Source organism: Bacillus cereus group sp. BfR-BA-01316 (assembly GCF_022664195.1).
In the GTDB taxonomy this organism is placed as follows: domain Bacteria; phylum Bacillota; class Bacilli; order Bacillales; family Bacillaceae_G; genus Bacillus_A.
Map to the genome: position 1 here is coordinate 103,477 of NZ_JAKUGX010000006.1, position 14,791 is coordinate 118,267.

Here is a 14,791-nt window from a genome sequence, read left to right on the forward strand (position 1 = left end):
AAATTGTTTATTATGGTACAGGATGTCCGTTAGAGCTTTCGAAAATTGTAAACCATTGTTGGCGATCTAAGTTAACTTTTGTTGCCATTGTAGCCGTTTTTACTCGATCTAATTTGCCAGAGCCAACAATTGGCATTATTTTAGCTGGATGAGCAAGTAACCATGCATACATAACAGTATCAATGCTATCAACGCCTAGCTCAGTAGCAACTTTTTGCAGTGTTTCACGTAAACGTACAGCACGTTCAGTTTGGCCAGTAAAGATTTCTCCACCAGCAAGAGGAGACCAAATCATAGGATTGATTCGTTTTTCTTGGCATAAAGCAATAGTACCTTTTTCAAAATGTTCGAGCTGCATTGCAGATACTTCAATTTGATTTGTAATGAGCGGGAAATCTAAATATGAACTCAACATATTAAACTGTGAAGGTAAAAAGTTAGATACACCGAAGTGACGAACCTTTCCTTCTTGCTTTAAGCGTGAGAACGCTTCTGCCACTTCATTTGGGTCCGTGAATGGATCAGGACGATGAATGAGCAATACATCAATATAATCTGTATGTAAGTTTTGTAATGAATCCTCCGCGCTCTTTATGATATGTTCAGCACTCGTGTTGTAGTGAGCGACATATCGATTTGGAAATTTTGGTGATGGGGGAGCGATTCCACATTTTGTGACAATTTGCATGTTTTCGCGTAAGGAAGGCTTTAATTGTAACGCTTCTCCAAACAATCCTTCACATGTATATCCGCCATAAATGTCAGCGTGATCAAAAGTAGTAACTCCCATATCCATACAAGATTCAATAAAAGAAAGTAATTCTTGTTTCGTCATATTCCATTCTGCTAAACGCCAAAACCCTTGAATAATACGAGAAAATTCTAGTGTTTCGGCCATTTGAACTCGTTCCATTATAAGTACCCCCTTGATGAATGATAATGTTTTTGAAAAGGCTTTCTTGCTACATATTATTATATAGTTACCCGGTTGTACATACAATAAATATGTTTTGCTACAAAAACGTTTTTCTCTATATGCTATAATGTAGAAACATATAGCTATAAGGAGAGGTAAGGAATGATTCCAGTAACAATATTAACTGGTTTTCTTGGATCAGGGAAAACGACATTATTAAATCGGATTTTATCAGAGGATCACGGTAAGAAATTAGCAGTGATTGTAAATGAAATAGGGCAAATTGGTATCGATAATCAATTGATTATGAACGTTGAAGAAGAAATTATGGAGATGACAAACGGTTGTCTATGCTGTACTGTACGTGAAGATTTACTCGTTGCTTTAAAACAATTACTGGATGTAAAAGCAGAAGGGAAAATGGATTTTGATGGTTTAGTAATTGAAACGACTGGCCTTGCAAATCCAGGTCCGATTATTCAAACATTCTTTTTAGATCCTGTTATTCAATCTGCATATCAAATTAACGGTGTTGTAACGGTAGTAGATAGTTATCATATACATAAACATTTTGAAAAAGGGCTAGAGGCAAAGGAACAAATTGCATTTGCTGATGTCGTTTTAGTAAATAAATTAGATTTAATTGACGAAAGTGAAAAGGAAAATCTCTTACATGAACTGCAAGGAATTAATCCAACTGCAAAATTAATTGAGACGACTAACTGTGAAGTAGATATTCCATCATTACTACAAATACAAACATTTAAAACGAAAGATACGTTACAAATTTACCCTCATAAAGAACATAACCATCTAGAAGGTATAAAATCATTTGTATTACGCGAAGAGCGCCCGTTAGATTTACAAAAACTGAATGAGTGGATGTCAGCTGTTGTTCAAGAGCTAGGGGAGTATTTATATCGTTACAAAGGAATTTTATCTATTGATGGAGTAGATAAACGCATCGTTTTCCAAGGTGTACATACATTATTTGCTGCTTCGTACGATAGAGAGTGGCAAGAAGGTGAAAAACGAGTAAGTGAAGTAGTTTTCATCGGAAAAGATATTAATAAAGAATGGTTTCAAGAACATTTTCAAGAGTGTGTGAAGTAAGCCTGCGTAAATCGCAGGCTTATTTTTTTAGTTTCAAAAGATATATGAGTGAATTATAAAAAGCCTGTTTTCACAGGCTTGTATTTTCATCTATAAGCAATTCCATTACAACACCTACAACTGGGCCCTCATCATCAATATCACCATTTAAGCGAAATCCAAATGATTCATATAGTCCCATTGCAAGTTTGTTGTCTGGATGTAGACTTAAATTAATTTTTTTACATTCAAATTTTTGTTGTAAGAATTGGATTAATAAGCGAAGGAAACGTTTTGCATATCCTTTTCCTTGAAATTGTTGGTCAATCATAAAACGATCTAACCATACGCTTTCATGTTTTTGGGAATACCAACCGTACATTGCATATCCAACAAGTGTTTCTTCATCATATAATCCCAATGACGTTCCGTTTTCTTCATATAATGATTCTGCTAAAGAAAACGCATTGCTTTCAATAAATTGCTGCTGGTCTTTTGCTACGTCTAAAGCAGCAATTGAACGCCAATTATTTACTGTTACTTCACAAATGTGAAGATTCATAGTTCCAACTCACCTTCTAAATTATTATAGCTTAAAAGCTAATATGGATAATTTTACTTGTTATTTCGGTCAAGTCAAGGGTAAATACATAAAAAGGCAGCTGAATGATATATTCAGCTGCCTAGAAAATATAGTTGATTAGTTTGTTGCTTCTTTTAAAGTATTTACGTTTTCTTCCATTAATGTGAAGTAATCTTTATTGTTCTTTGCATCATCCTCAGAAATAGTAGCAAGGTGATTTAAGCGTAAAATTTTTGTACCTGTTTCTTTTTGAATAACTGATGCTACTTTTGGAGTAGAGAATGTCTCAAATAAAATATATTTTAAACCGTGTTCTTTTACTGTTTTTGTAATGTCAGCAAGCTGTTTTTGAGATGGTTCATCAGATGCTGAAATTCCAGCGATTGGAATTTGTTTTAGACCGTAGCGTTGTTCCCAGTAGCCATAAGCTGCATGTGAAACTAATATTTCTTTCGTTTTTGCATTTGCAACAACAGCTTTAAATTGATCGTCTAAATCAGTAAATTTTGTTTGTAGTGCTGCGAAGTTTTTTTCGAACTCTTTTTTATGTTCAGGTTGTAATTCTACAAGTGCATTTTTAATTTTTTCTGCTTGTTTCATCGCCAGAGTAGGATCTATCCAAACGTGTGGGTCTTTATCATGGTGATGTTCATCTTCTTTATGACCGTCTCCATGATCGTGCTGCTCTTCTTCAGATGAAGCACGAAGTTCTATATCTTTAGATGCATTTACAACTTTTACGTTTTCTTTTTTTAATGATTTTTCCATTTTTTCGGCAAATGGTTCTAATTCTGCCCCATTATAAACGAATAAATCGGCTTTTGCGATTTGTACAGTCTGTTTTTGACTCGGTTCAAATGTATGAGAATCTGCACCAGGTGGGTAAATTGCTTCTACATTTACATAATCACCACCGATTTTTTTTGTGAAATCAGCAAGTGGGAAAATGGTTGTATAAACAGTTAGTTTTCCATCTTTCTTGGCAGTATCTTCTTTTTTATTTGAGCAGCCAGTAAAAATTAAAGTGAAAATAAGTAAGAATGAAAATATAGTCAATTTTTTAAGCATGAAGTTCTCCTCTTTTCTTTTTTACGGATATATCTTCCCCAATTATAGAAGAAAAATATCGTTTTAATACAAAACGGAATAATTACGTTTTAGTTTGCGAGCCTAGTATAATACATCTTTATGAAAGTTGCAATAAATAATAATCATTACGATTTGTTTTTGTTATAAATTTGTCAAAAAGAACGGTATTAATTTTTATGATGGGTGCATATGTGACAATGTTACTTTCATATATTGGGAGGGAGCAGAAAAAAAGGGGATGAGTGCTTGGGTTACTTCATGGAGGCTATCTTATTAATACTTGCCGTAGTATTGCCATTATCTTTTGTTTTAATTTTTTTAAGGAGATTAATAAGTAATTTAGGAGATGCTACAACAATTACGAAATTGCCAGCGGAAGAAAAAGAAAAGAAAAAAGAGTAAGTAAAGCACTATGCATACGCATAGTGCTTTACTTATGATAAAATGGGAGAACGGAAACTCCTGTTAGCGACGATTAGCTATAGGAGAGAATAGTAAATAAAGAGGTATACACATATATGAATAAGCGAACAGCGTTAGTACTTGGCGCAAGTGGGTTAGTTGGACAAGAAATAACGCGACTATTACTTGACTCAGATTACTACGATTCGGTTACTATTTTTGTAAGGGAACCATTACAATTACAGCATGAGAAATTGCAACAGAAACAGGTGGATTTTTCAGTATTAGAGGAATATAAAGAATTTTTTGCAGTAGATGATGTTTTTAGTTGCTTAGGAACAACGATAAAAAAAGCGAAGTCGAAGGCGAATTTTAAAAAAGTAGATTATGAATATACGATACGAGCTGCCTGCTTAGCTGAAAAACAAGGCGTGCAAAATTTTCTTGTTATTTCATCAATGGGAGCAAAACCTAAATCATTTTTCTTTTACTCGCAAGTGAAGGGGAAAATGGAAGAGGAGCTGAAAAAGCTAGTTATTGGTGGCATACATATTTTCAGGCCGTCATTATTAGTTGGAAATCGACAAGAATATCGCTTTGGGGAAAGAATGGCTGAGAAATTATCTCGTATTCTTCCGTTTATATTTAAAGGGGCTTTTAAAAAGTATAAACCAATTTCAGCTAAAGATGTGGCGAAAGGAATGTATATAACAGCGCTGCGTGAAGAATCTGGTATTCATATTTATAGTTCAAACGATATTATAGAAATAAAATAAGTAAAACCGAGAAGAATAACTTTTACTGAAAGACAAAAGAAATAGAGTTTTAGGCTTGAATTAACATTAAATACATGTTGTTTAACACTTATACTAAAATGAAAGAGGAGTGGGGAGCCACTCCTTTTATCACGACAATTTATGATCTTAATTCCACTTTTATCCCTCATTACAGCTAATAAATTGAAGCCATTTTTGTATACAGCATATGTTTTTATAAAAAGTTTGATCAAAACATATTTAGAATCCTTTAATAGGGGTCACCATACATGCCCATCAAGCTAAGGTTGGGTATTCCATGAACTTCCGTTCTTGTTGCCTACATGCTTGATATTTTATTTCTTTGTTTTTAAAAATACGCATTCCAAATAAACCTTGATAAGGTGTATTTTTAAAGGTTATGCAGTTTTCTGCTTTTGATTGGATACAGTGCACTGATAAACAACGCCTAAAATATCAAAGACTGTCTTTTTCTCATATCGATGGGATTTCCGTCCGTTTTTCTGTAAGAGGTCAAACAGACGAAGGGAAATTTTTGATACTTCTTGGGTGTCTTGTTGTATAGCTTCATATACTAAGTACAGATGATCTTGAATCATATAAATTGCTTTATATTCACTTAATTCTTTTTGTTTTTTTTGTAGTAACAGCTGTCGCATTTTGAACATAGTGGAAGAACAAAGAAAAATAGCGATTAACTGTCCATAAAGATGACATTCTAGACGCTCTCGCTTAATATTGTGACAATGATTGATACCAAAAAGAGTTTAAATACAATCTCTATTTGCCAACGTAGAGAGTAAATCTCGTGAACATGTTCCATCGGAACAATTTCCCATGGGATGTTGGTAATATAAACATTGATTTCTGTTAAACGTTTACTTTTTTCAGAGTATGTAACCCCTTTTTTCTTTTCAACATAAGTTTGCTGTTTCCTACGTTTATGAACTTGAGTTGATGTGAGTCTGTATATTACAACTCGTGAGGGTAATTTTTGTTGTCCAACATAGGCATTTCGAATTTCATAAGTATCTCCCGGTTTTATCTGATGCATGATATGTTCAAGGTCAAGTAAAGCATATAAAGATTGCTTTTTTACTGTCCCATCCCGAAAGAATTCTGGAGATTCATTTTTCACATATACTCTATTATTTAATTTCAACCGTGAAACATAGAATACCCCTCGTTGATCCATCTGGTCTAAATCTTTTAGAGAAAAGTATCCTAAATCTCGAATACATAAATTTCCTGGTCGTAGGGTATCCAAACATTCTGTACCAAAGGTTTTATCATTATTTTTACCTGGTTCCATTTGGAAATTGAGGAATTTCCCACTATGTAAATCATACTCTAGTTGAATCTTAATACCAGCTGTTTGTGCACATCCTCCTGAACCAGGATAAATAGGGGCTAAATGGTTGGGTACTTGAAAAATAGTAGCATCTAAAATACGTATACGTTGAAAATAAGAAGTGTATTGGTTTAGGATTTGAGACGAATCGTTTAGTTTGCTTTTGATTAAAAGGGAAAATACCCGCTGTAGAAAGAAAACAGCGCATCGGTTAAAACGTTGATTAAGTCCTTCAGGACTCATAAGTGTAGCTGTATTTGCATAAAGCTGACTACATAATCGAGTAAGAGAATCGCTTGCTACCTGTTGACTAATCCAGATACATAAAGCAGCCAAATCTCGTGCGCCATACTTACTTTTACGTTTTACAAAACCTGTCTCTTGTGCAAGTTGTTGAAGAATATGTGGAGATAGATATCGCTGTAGTTCTTCAGCGAACAAGTGAAACTCATCTTGAATCGATAGATTCATACAAAAACGCCATCCTTTCTGTATATTTCTACAAAAAGAATAGCGTATTTTCATTGTTTTTTGGGGTTAATTTCTTAATTTTCATGAAAATGTATTTACAAACCCAAAATATGGTTGACAATTAAGGATTACATTCGTAATATTGATTTGTAGATTACAAATGTAATACAAGGGGTGGAATTTTATATAATGAAAGAATTACCTAAAATATCGGAAGCTGAATTAGAAGTTATGAAAGTTCTTTGGTCAAAATCTCCTCAAACGGCGAATGAAGTGATTGAAGCGCTAGAGGTAACGATGGACTGGAAACCGAAGACGATTCGAACGCTTATTAATCGATTAGTCCACAAAGAAGCTGTTTCTTACCATCAAGACAAAGGGCGTATGTATGCCTATTATCCTTTGGTGTCGCAAGATAGTTATTTACAAGTAGAAACAAAATCCTTACTCAAACGGTTCTATGGTGCAGCATTTAAACCTTTACTTGTGAATTTCTTAAAAGAAGAAAAGCTGTCTTCAGAAGACATTAACGAACTTAAACGAATTCTGGATGAGAAGAATGAGGAAAATCAGAGGAAGGATAGATCATAATGATAGATATGTTTGTAAACGTCTATCTACCTCGCTTTTTTGATTGGGTGATAGAAACCTCCATTATGGCAAGTATATTAGTTGGTCTAATCTTATGTGTAAAAATCTTACTTAGAAATAAGTTAACCCCACGATGGCAGTATCTATTATGGATGATATTAATTGTAAGACTTTTATTGCCATGGTCACCAGATAGTTCCTATAGTATCTATTCTATCCTTTCGTACAGTAATGGAACTCCAGTTATCTTTCACCAAGACCCTGTAACTGTTTCTCCTACAAAAGAACTTATGCAAGGATCGGCAGATATAGGTGATACAAAGGTAATCACAAATGAAGATACCTATACATCTAGTCCAACACAAAAAGCTGAGGAAAGTAAGAAACAAACGCACAATAATGAAAAGCAAGATGATGAGACGTTTTCATTTTATACAATCCTTTTATATATTTGGCTTGCTGTGGTTATCATTCTGGGCTTTACTACCATCATTATGAATAGGCGTTTATTACTCTACATAAAAAAACAACCTGTAATTACAGAACAAAGAATTGTTAAAATCTTTAAGAACTGCAAACAATCTATGTCCGTTCAACAGGATATCCCACTACTTTTGGCTGGGAAGATTTCAAGTCCAACTGTGTTCGGATTTATTCGGCCAAAGGTGCTATTGTCAAGTGTACATATGAAAGTACTAGATGAGCAACAGTTGCGATACATTTTTCATCATGAATTGGCTCACATCAAACGAAGAGATGTTGGAGTAAATTGGCTTATGCATGGCTTACTCATTCTAAATTGGTTTAACCCAATTCTTTGGTATGCCTACGCATGCATGCGGGAGGATCAGGAACTGGCATGCGATGCGTTTGCTCTTACATTTATAGATTCAGAGGAACAAATTGCATATGGTCATACCGTTATTAGTCTTTTAGAACATTACTCAAGTTATTATCAAGTGCCAGGCTTAGCAAACTTAAGTAGAAATAGAAGAACATTAAAAAGGAGAATTCTTATGATTAAAAAGTTCAAAAAGAACTCTTATCGTTGGTCTGCATTTGGAGTTGTTGCTTTTATCGCTGTATCATCCTTCTCTTTATTAAATGCACGTGCAGATGAGTCAAATAAGCATCAGAAAGAACAAACATTAGAAAAAATCAAAACAAAAGAAACCAAAAAAGAAGAAGATGTTTCTATTCATACAGTTGTAGAAAAGATAGTCGGTACAAAAGAACAGGCACATGCAGAATTAAAGATTTCAGAAGAACAATATAAAGAAATGATTGACAAAATAGCAGCGGCTAAAAAGTTTTTGACAAAAAAAGAATTTGATACATTAGTGAAATTGCAAGAAGATTGGTTTAGTCTCGAAAAAAAAGAAATAGCTTTAGGGGAGATGTTAAATGAAGAAGAACAAAATAAACTAGAAACAAACGGGAATTCTCAAGGTCCACTTTGGGAAAAAGTTAGAAAACATTTCCCATCTACAATAGAAGATGCGAAAAAACTAGTTGATTTTCCAATAAAAAAACCAAATTATATGCCAGAAGGATACCATCTAGTGAAAGAACAGGTTGACTCAGACATTACAATAGAGAAACCAAATCTTGTAGTTAGAACTGAATATATAGATGGAGATGATGGTCAAATCATCATCGAACAATCAGAAGTCCTAGGAGCGAAAAAAGATCCTTGGAATAGAAAAGGATTCCATATGTTTGAAGAATATGAACTACAGTTTGTACAAGGTATGGAGATGATTGGTGGAAACCAAGTGACCTTTGGTAAGTCCAGTGATAGTAATATAACAGGAATGAAAATGATTGTTCCTGCGAAAGATGGAAAAAGTGCGTATCAAATAGTAATCACCGTTAGTATTTTAAATAAAGCTGAATTAGAAAAGGTTATGCTTTCCATGCTGAAATAGAAAATAGTGTACTAGTTTTTCTTGACCAGGTCAAAATATGAAAACGATTGAGAGAGAAAATAAAATGAATATAGTGAACTTACGTCCTAAACAGCGGTCTAAGTATCGTATTATGCTAGGAACATGGTATTACTCTACAAAGAGGTACATCCAGTGGTTAGCAGACGGAAAAACATACGCAAAAACTTTACAACAAGAAAAGTTACCCTGTACAGCGATTCAGCACCGAACGATACTACTTCGTAAGCTCAAGGATGTAGATATGTGGTATCAACAGAATAAAGTTGTTAATTTAAAGATTGCCATTAAACAGCTAGATGGTATCGTCATTAGACCGGGAGAAACATTCTCTTACTGGCGTTTAATAGGTAAGCCTACTAGGAGAAAAGGGTATGTAGAAGGTATGATATTACACTATGGATCTTTTCAAGCAGGCATTGGAGGGGGACTTTGTCAGCTTTCAAATTTAATATATTGGATGACCTTACATACACCACTGACAGTAACAGAGCGATATCGTCATAGCTTTGATGTCTTTCCTGATTCCAAGCGGACCCAGCCGTTTGGAAGCGGAGCGACTTGTTCCTATAACTATTTGGACTTGCAAATTAAAAATGAAACGGACCAATCGTATCAACTTCACCTTTATATCACAGATAAACATTTAGTTGGTGAATGGAGAACAGCCTATCCGCAGCTTTATCAATATGAAGTTTATGAAAAAGAACACTCAATCCAATCTGCATACTGGGGTGGTTATATACGACACAATGTTATTCAACGTAGAGTATATAGCCAACAGAAACAGTTTGTAGAAGATCAATATGTAACGGAGAATCACGCTATAATGATGTACGAACCATTATTAGCTTGTAATAACGAGGAAAGTGGAGATTAATATAGCACACCAGTAGTTTATCCGGTTCTGGTGCAAAAAATAATGTCATTGTGTACACTGAAATTATGCATAAAAAGTACGTCACTCTTTCTCGTTAATATAAAAGAATAGTAACGTGCTTTTAACGTCAAGAATAGTCTAAATCCTTAAGTTGATGGATGTGGGGTCACCATATCAAAAAAAGAAAATTGTACGTTTAGACACAATTTAGACACAAAACAACCGATTCCTTGTACGTTAAGGAATCGGTTGTTTTTATTTTTATATTTATTGGACAGATGATTACTCCAAAATTGACGGATGCCCATTCTACCCCATGGAGATGTGGCGATCGCCCTTATAGAGCCTGCATCTAATCTCGTTTACTGATGAAATCTTTGTAAGCCGCAATTTTATATTCAAGCATCTCATCCGCAGCTTTTAACGTTCTGATTTGTTTCTTAATAGAGTGTTTATGTTCTTCTAAAAGGCTTAACCGCTCTAGTGCGGTATGTTCTCCTTCTAAAACTAATGAAGCATACTTCTTTATTTTCGCAATAGGCATTTGTGTTTCTTTTAACTTGATAACAAATTGCAGCCATTTAATATGAGAATCGTTATATCGTCTGTCTCCGCTGGCATTACGACCAGGAATTATAATTTTTTCCTTTTCGTAATACCGCAATGTATGTGTACTTATCTCTAAAATTTTAGCCACTTCACCAATGGTGTGCATAAGAAACCTCCACATTAATTTTTCTTGACTTAGAGTTTACTCTAATCATTATAATCAACTCATAGTTCATTCACAATCAAATCAATTGGATAAAATTCAGGAGGAATTTATATGAAATATACAGTTATTACAGGTGCCAGTTCAGGAATTGGGTATGAAACGGCTCTTGCTTTTGCGGCTCGCGGAAAAAACTTAATCGTAGCAGCTCGCAGAACGGAGGAATTGGAAAAGCTAAAATCAAAAGTGGCTGACATTAACGCAGACCTGGATGTTGTCATTCGGAACGTAGACTTATCTGTTACTGCAAATGTTTATGAATTCTACGAAAGTCTTCATGATTATCAAATTGAGACCTGGATTAACAATGCTGGGTTTGGAAACTTTGCTTCGGTTGGGGAACAAAATTTAAATAAAATTGAGACGATGCTTCACTTGAATATTGAAGCATTAACCGTTCTGTCCTCTCTTTATGTACGTGACTATGCAAATGTTGAAGGAACGCAAATTATCAATATTTCTTCAGGAGGAGGATACCTGATTGTTGCCGATGCTGTGACATACTGCGCGACAAAGTTCTATGTAAGTGCCTTTACAGAAGGTCTAGCACAAGAATTGACAGGAAAAGGGGCAGCAATGCAAGCAAAAGTCTTGGCTCCTGCTGCAACTGAAACGGAATTTGCTAAACGTTCTGTGGATGCAGATGAATTCCAATATGAAGGTGTAATTCCTAAATTTCATACGGCAAAAGAAATGGCTGGATTTATGTTAGATCTGTATGATAGCGAGAAGGTTGTTGGAATTGTGAATGGAGAAACGTATGAGTTCCAATTAAGAGATCCAATTTTTCCGTATGTGACGAGAACAAGAAAATAATTTTGTGTACCCAACTTGAAATTTTAGACCTTAAAGGAGCGTAAAAAACATGGGGAAATTTAAAGACATTCAAAATAATCATTTGGCATTCACACAATACTATCGTTGGTATCAAGTATATGAAGTCCCATTTAACAAAGCTCGTCTAGAAAACCAGTTAGACATTTTAGGGGATGAAATTGAAATTTCATCTCAAGCTGGAACTACTAAAGGTAAAATTGGTTTAGAAGATAGATTAAAAATGTTTGAAGGATGGCAAAATGCGCATCATGTTGAAAACACATCAATCAAACAGTTGAACGATGAAGAACTTTCATTAGAAGCAGATATTCTTTATCAAAATATACGCCCAGATGATAGTAGATACAGCTACAGAATTCATTATTCGACAATCCTGAAACTTAGGGGGAATGACTTACCTCTTTTTACAAAGGTCCATATAGAGCCAATCGGTAATGTAGAAAATCCACAATTTACATCTGCCTATGTAGACAATAGAGCCAAATCATTTATGCATTATTGGTTATATTTAATGGAAACAGCATGTGTGAACGGTGACAAATTCAAAGAATTACTAGCAGAACAATTTGAGTTGAATTTAAGTACAGGTTCTAAAATCGATACATTAGAAGGATTTAACGAATGGTTGGTAACTGCTTCGAATCAAGTGAAACAAAGTGGACATTATCCGAAAAATCTCTCAGTTACAGAAAATGCGGATAATACAATAAATGTTTCCGTAGATTTTGAATGGGAAGGTATTTCTGTTGATGATAAGCCGATGGTTGCAGAAACACATCATGAATGGGTACTTGAAAATAATTTAGATGAGCGATTTGCTCGTATGAAAATGATGAAAGTATCTCAAACAAAGCCATTTCAAATAGTAGAATAATTTAAAACATAGCCTTTTTCTTTTATGATAGATAAAAGAAAAAGGCTATAGGCTTGATACGAATAAAAAAAGAAAATTGTACGTTAAGAAATCGGTGATTCTTGATATTTTTTTCTCGTAATGTTCATAAAAGAAACGGAGCAATTAACTAAGCAAATTAGAAAATAAAACAGGATGTGAGTCGATTATTATGGAGCAATCAAATAAAGCGTTTAGCGCGGCATTAGTAAAATCGTTAAGGGGAGAACGAGGACATCTTCCCAATCAAGAATGCTTTGTCGGATATAGACGTGGTTCTTGCGGGAAAACACAGAGTGGAGCTGCCTTATTCTATTTATCAATTAGTGAAACACATGACCTATTGGCAAGATTTTCTCTTATTAGCCGCTCAGGACAAAAAAACTACACTGCCTGTCCATGTGAGAGAGAGCTGGCCTGAAGAAGAATGTCCTAGCAGTGAGGAAGAGTGGAAACAGACTATTCAGTATTTCCTTCAGGGGATTGAACAGGCATGCACGATTGCCCAAACTGTTCAAGTGGACAAACCATTGGAGAGCTGGCCTGGTGAAACCCCAGGCGGTGTGCTACGCAATATTGCATCTCACAACTCCTACCATTTAGGAGAAATTGTACTGATTCGCAGATTATTTAGTGCTTGGCCACCGCCAACAGGCGGATATCCGGTCTAAACAAGGTTATGGATTGAACCCTTTCCTTTGAATTGATTCACTAGGTGACACATGTAACTCTTTATGATATAACAAAATATGTTGACCAAGCGGTGGAAAGGTTAACATATTTTTCCGCTAAAAATTTGTAATCGGTTGAACCCAATAGCTTTTTATATTAAGAGTGGGAACGTGAGGGTCAGTTCCCACTCAACATTACCCCAAAAGGGAAGGAATTCATAAAGAAAAAAATGATTAATTTATTCATATTTTTAGGTGTAGTATGTATTACAGTTTCATTGTTTTTAAACTTATATCCCTTATTTGGCGGAAACCCAAGTAAAGAGCAAAAAGAAATATATAAAAAAACAAATAATTATGTTAATGGGAAATTTGTCAATCAAGTACCAACAAAGAGGAACATGAGTGCAGCTGATATTTTCTCCATGATTAAAGATTCTATTTCAGGTGGTAAAGACCGCAGTCCAGTTAGAAACATTCCTCTTTCTCAGATTGAATGGAACAAAATCAAAAATGAGGAAGATAGTTTAACTTGGTTTGGGCATTCTGCTTTTTTACTTAGTATCGATAATAACAAGATACTCGTAGATCCCATGCTAGGTTCAATTGCTTCGCCTGTTTCTTTTGCAGGAAGCAAACGCTATAGTGCAGATGTGTTGGACATTATTAATGAAATGCCGCCTATTGATGCTGTCCTTATTACACATGATCATTACGATTACTTAGATTATCTATCCATACTAAAGCTAAAGAGTAAGGTCGGTCATTTCTTCGTTCCTTACGGTGTAAGTGCCCACTTGATTCGATGGGGAGTTACAAAAGAAAAAATTACAGAACTAAATTGGTGGAATGAAACGGAGTTCCAAGGTTCTACCATTGTATTGACTCCATCCAAACATTTCGCTGGAAGAGGGATTTTTAATCGAAATACGACCTTATGGGGTGGTTGGGTCATTCTTGGAAAACATACACGTTTCTATACCAGCGGAGATGGTGGTCATGGTGCACATTTTAAGGAAATTGGAAAAAAATACGGACCTTTTGATATCACTTTAATTGAAGGCGGTCAATATGATAGACGCTGGTCTTGGGTCCATATGACACCAGAAGAAGCTGTACAGGCTCATTTAGATGTAAATGGGAAGAATATGATGTTAATTCATTGGGGAGCCTTTACCCTTGCTTATCATGGTTGGAAAGAACCTGTAGAACGATCATTAATAGAGGCAAAGAAAACAGGTGTGAACTTAATCACTCCTAAAATTGGTGAAACTGTTCCATTAAGTGGAGAGTTAGCAATTCCTATTTCTTCATGGTGGAAAATGTAAGTTAGAAAAACCAAAACACTGTTTATGCACTATGGTACATATACAGATGTCGGATTGGTAGTGAGTGTTTGTGCTTGCTTGAAAACCCTCATTATGCTTGTGCTAGGTGCCTTGGGTAGAAAGATATCGAACCATCCCTGATAATTATCGGATGCTTTATCGCGACTATCTACTACATCACCTACCTTCGTTTC

At 35.0% G+C, this 14,791-nt stretch carries 13 protein-coding genes and 2 pseudogenes; 10 read left to right on the top strand and 5 right to left on the bottom strand.

Translation table 11 applies throughout. The features are described from left to right. Nucleotides 1–10: 10 nt before the first annotated feature. Nucleotides 11–913, bottom strand: coding sequence for an aldo/keto reductase (locus MR071_RS07405; RefSeq protein WP_105586887.1), 903 nt, complete (start codon nt 911–913; stop codon nt 11–13). A 165-nt stretch (nt 914–1,078) separates the two neighbouring features. Between MR071_RS07405 and MR071_RS07410 the strand changes: the two genes are divergently transcribed. Next, nucleotides 1,079–2,029 carry a CobW family GTP-binding protein gene (locus tag MR071_RS07410; RefSeq protein WP_105586886.1) on the top strand — a complete coding sequence of 317 codons (951 nt, stop codon included), beginning with the start codon at nt 1,079–1,081 and terminating at the stop codon, nt 2,027–2,029. 70 nt (nt 2,030–2,099) lie between these two features. Here MR071_RS07410 and MR071_RS07415 read toward each other — a convergent pair whose 3' ends face one another. Together MR071_RS07415 and MR071_RS07420 are read right to left on the bottom strand one after the other, a co-directional pair. Further along, complete coding sequence (locus tag MR071_RS07415) at nt 2,100–2,570, bottom strand: GNAT family N-acetyltransferase (protein WP_105586885.1); 471 nt, start codon at nt 2,568–2,570, stop codon at nt 2,100–2,102. Between the two features lie 138 nt (nt 2,571–2,708). Continuing rightward, nucleotides 2,709–3,659 (bottom strand): metal ABC transporter substrate-binding protein, encoded by a 951-nt coding sequence (locus MR071_RS07420; protein ID WP_105586884.1) that lies wholly within the window; start codon nt 3,657–3,659, stop codon nt 2,709–2,711. A gap of 267 nt (nt 3,660–3,926) precedes the next feature. Here MR071_RS07420 and MR071_RS07425 point away from each other — a divergent pair, with 267 nt between their 5' ends. After that, the gene (locus MR071_RS07425; protein WP_157383767.1) at nt 3,927–4,082 is read left to right on the top strand and encodes a hypothetical protein; all 156 of its coding nucleotides are present in this window, start codon (nt 3,927–3,929) and stop codon (nt 4,080–4,082) included. Nucleotides 4,083–4,198: 116 nt separating this feature from the next. After that, a complete protein-coding gene (locus tag MR071_RS07430) occupies nt 4,199–4,858 on the top strand; it encodes an oxidoreductase (protein WP_105586883.1) in 660 nt (219 codons plus the stop codon). Nucleotides 4,859–5,256: 398 nt separating this feature from the next. Here the strand turns inward: MR071_RS07430 and MR071_RS07435 are convergent. Continuing rightward, nucleotides 5,257–6,680, bottom strand: a pseudogene (locus tag MR071_RS07435) (IS4 family transposase). Nucleotides 6,681–6,866: 186 nt separating this feature from the next. On the opposite strand from MR071_RS07435, the gene MR071_RS07440 reads away from it, so the two are divergent. The 3 genes from MR071_RS07440 (at nt 6,867) to MR071_RS07450 (ending at nt 10,097) form a co-directional block, all read left to right on the top strand. Next, nucleotides 6,867–7,271 carry a BlaI/MecI/CopY family transcriptional regulator gene (locus tag MR071_RS07440; protein ID WP_374954551.1) on the top strand — a complete coding sequence of 135 codons (405 nt, stop codon included), beginning with the start codon at nt 6,867–6,869 and terminating at the stop codon, nt 7,269–7,271. Next, complete coding sequence (locus MR071_RS07445; RefSeq protein WP_242235572.1) at nt 7,271–9,199, top strand: M56 family metallopeptidase; 1,929 nt, start codon at nt 7,271–7,273, stop codon at nt 9,197–9,199. The genes MR071_RS07440 and MR071_RS07445 overlap by 1 nt, the downstream gene beginning before the upstream one ends. Nucleotides 9,200–9,263: 64 nt before the next feature. Continuing rightward, nucleotides 9,264–10,097: a VanW family protein gene (locus MR071_RS07450; protein ID WP_016119196.1), complete on the top strand. Its 834-nt coding sequence runs from the start codon at nt 9,264–9,266 to the stop codon at nt 10,095–10,097. Between the two features lie 352 nt (nt 10,098–10,449). Here MR071_RS07450 and MR071_RS07455 read toward each other — a convergent pair whose 3' ends face one another. Continuing rightward, nucleotides 10,450–10,812, bottom strand: a complete 363-nt coding sequence (locus MR071_RS07455; protein ID WP_105586708.1) for a MerR family transcriptional regulator — start codon at nt 10,810–10,812, stop codon at nt 10,450–10,452. Nucleotides 10,813–10,923: 111 nt separating this feature from the next. Between MR071_RS07455 and MR071_RS07460 the strand changes: the two genes are divergently transcribed. From MR071_RS07460 to MR071_RS07475, 4 genes and pseudogenes are all read left to right on the top strand, one after another. Next, nucleotides 10,924–11,685: an SDR family NAD(P)-dependent oxidoreductase gene (locus tag MR071_RS07460; protein WP_242235574.1), complete on the top strand. Its 762-nt coding sequence runs from the start codon at nt 10,924–10,926 to the stop codon at nt 11,683–11,685. A 49-nt stretch (nt 11,686–11,734) separates the two neighbouring features. Then, nucleotides 11,735–12,580 carry a hypothetical protein gene (locus MR071_RS07465; RefSeq protein WP_105586706.1) on the top strand — a complete coding sequence of 282 codons (846 nt, stop codon included), beginning with the start codon at nt 11,735–11,737 and terminating at the stop codon, nt 12,578–12,580. A gap of 190 nt (nt 12,581–12,770) precedes the next feature. Beyond that, nucleotides 12,771–13,269: pseudogene (locus MR071_RS07470) on the top strand (DinB family protein). A 230-nt stretch (nt 13,270–13,499) separates the two neighbouring features. Beyond that, nucleotides 13,500–14,597, top strand: coding sequence for an MBL fold metallo-hydrolase (locus tag MR071_RS07475; protein ID WP_242235576.1), 1,098 nt, complete (start codon nt 13,500–13,502; stop codon nt 14,595–14,597). Nucleotides 14,598–14,791: the final 194 nt, after the last annotated feature.

Coding starts and splice junctions, on each gene's coding strand:
- MR071_RS07445 (WP_242235572.1), top strand. CDS start 7,271: ATGATAGATATGTTTGTAAACGTCTATCTACCTCGCTTTTTTGATTGG.
- MR071_RS07465 (WP_105586706.1), top strand. CDS start 11,735: ATGGGGAAATTTAAAGACATTCAAAATAATCATTTGGCATTCACACAA.
- MR071_RS07475 (WP_242235576.1), top strand. CDS start 13,500: ATGATTAATTTATTCATATTTTTAGGTGTAGTATGTATTACAGTTTCA.
- MR071_RS07450 (WP_016119196.1), top strand. CDS start 9,264: ATGAATATAGTGAACTTACGTCCTAAACAGCGGTCTAAGTATCGTATT.
- MR071_RS07420 (WP_105586884.1), bottom strand. CDS start 3,659: ATGCTTAAAAAATTGACTATATTTTCATTCTTACTTATTTTCACTTTA.
- MR071_RS07455 (WP_105586708.1), bottom strand. CDS start 10,812: ATGCACACCATTGGTGAAGTGGCTAAAATTTTAGAGATAAGTACACAT.
- MR071_RS07430 (WP_105586883.1), top strand. CDS start 4,199: ATGAATAAGCGAACAGCGTTAGTACTTGGCGCAAGTGGGTTAGTTGGA.
- MR071_RS07415 (WP_105586885.1), bottom strand. CDS start 2,570: ATGAATCTTCACATTTGTGAAGTAACAGTAAATAATTGGCGTTCAATT.
- MR071_RS07460 (WP_242235574.1), top strand. CDS start 10,924: ATGAAATATACAGTTATTACAGGTGCCAGTTCAGGAATTGGGTATGAA.
- MR071_RS07410 (WP_105586886.1), top strand. CDS start 1,079: ATGATTCCAGTAACAATATTAACTGGTTTTCTTGGATCAGGGAAAACG.
- MR071_RS07405 (WP_105586887.1), bottom strand. CDS start 913: ATGGAACGAGTTCAAATGGCCGAAACACTAGAATTTTCTCGTATTATT.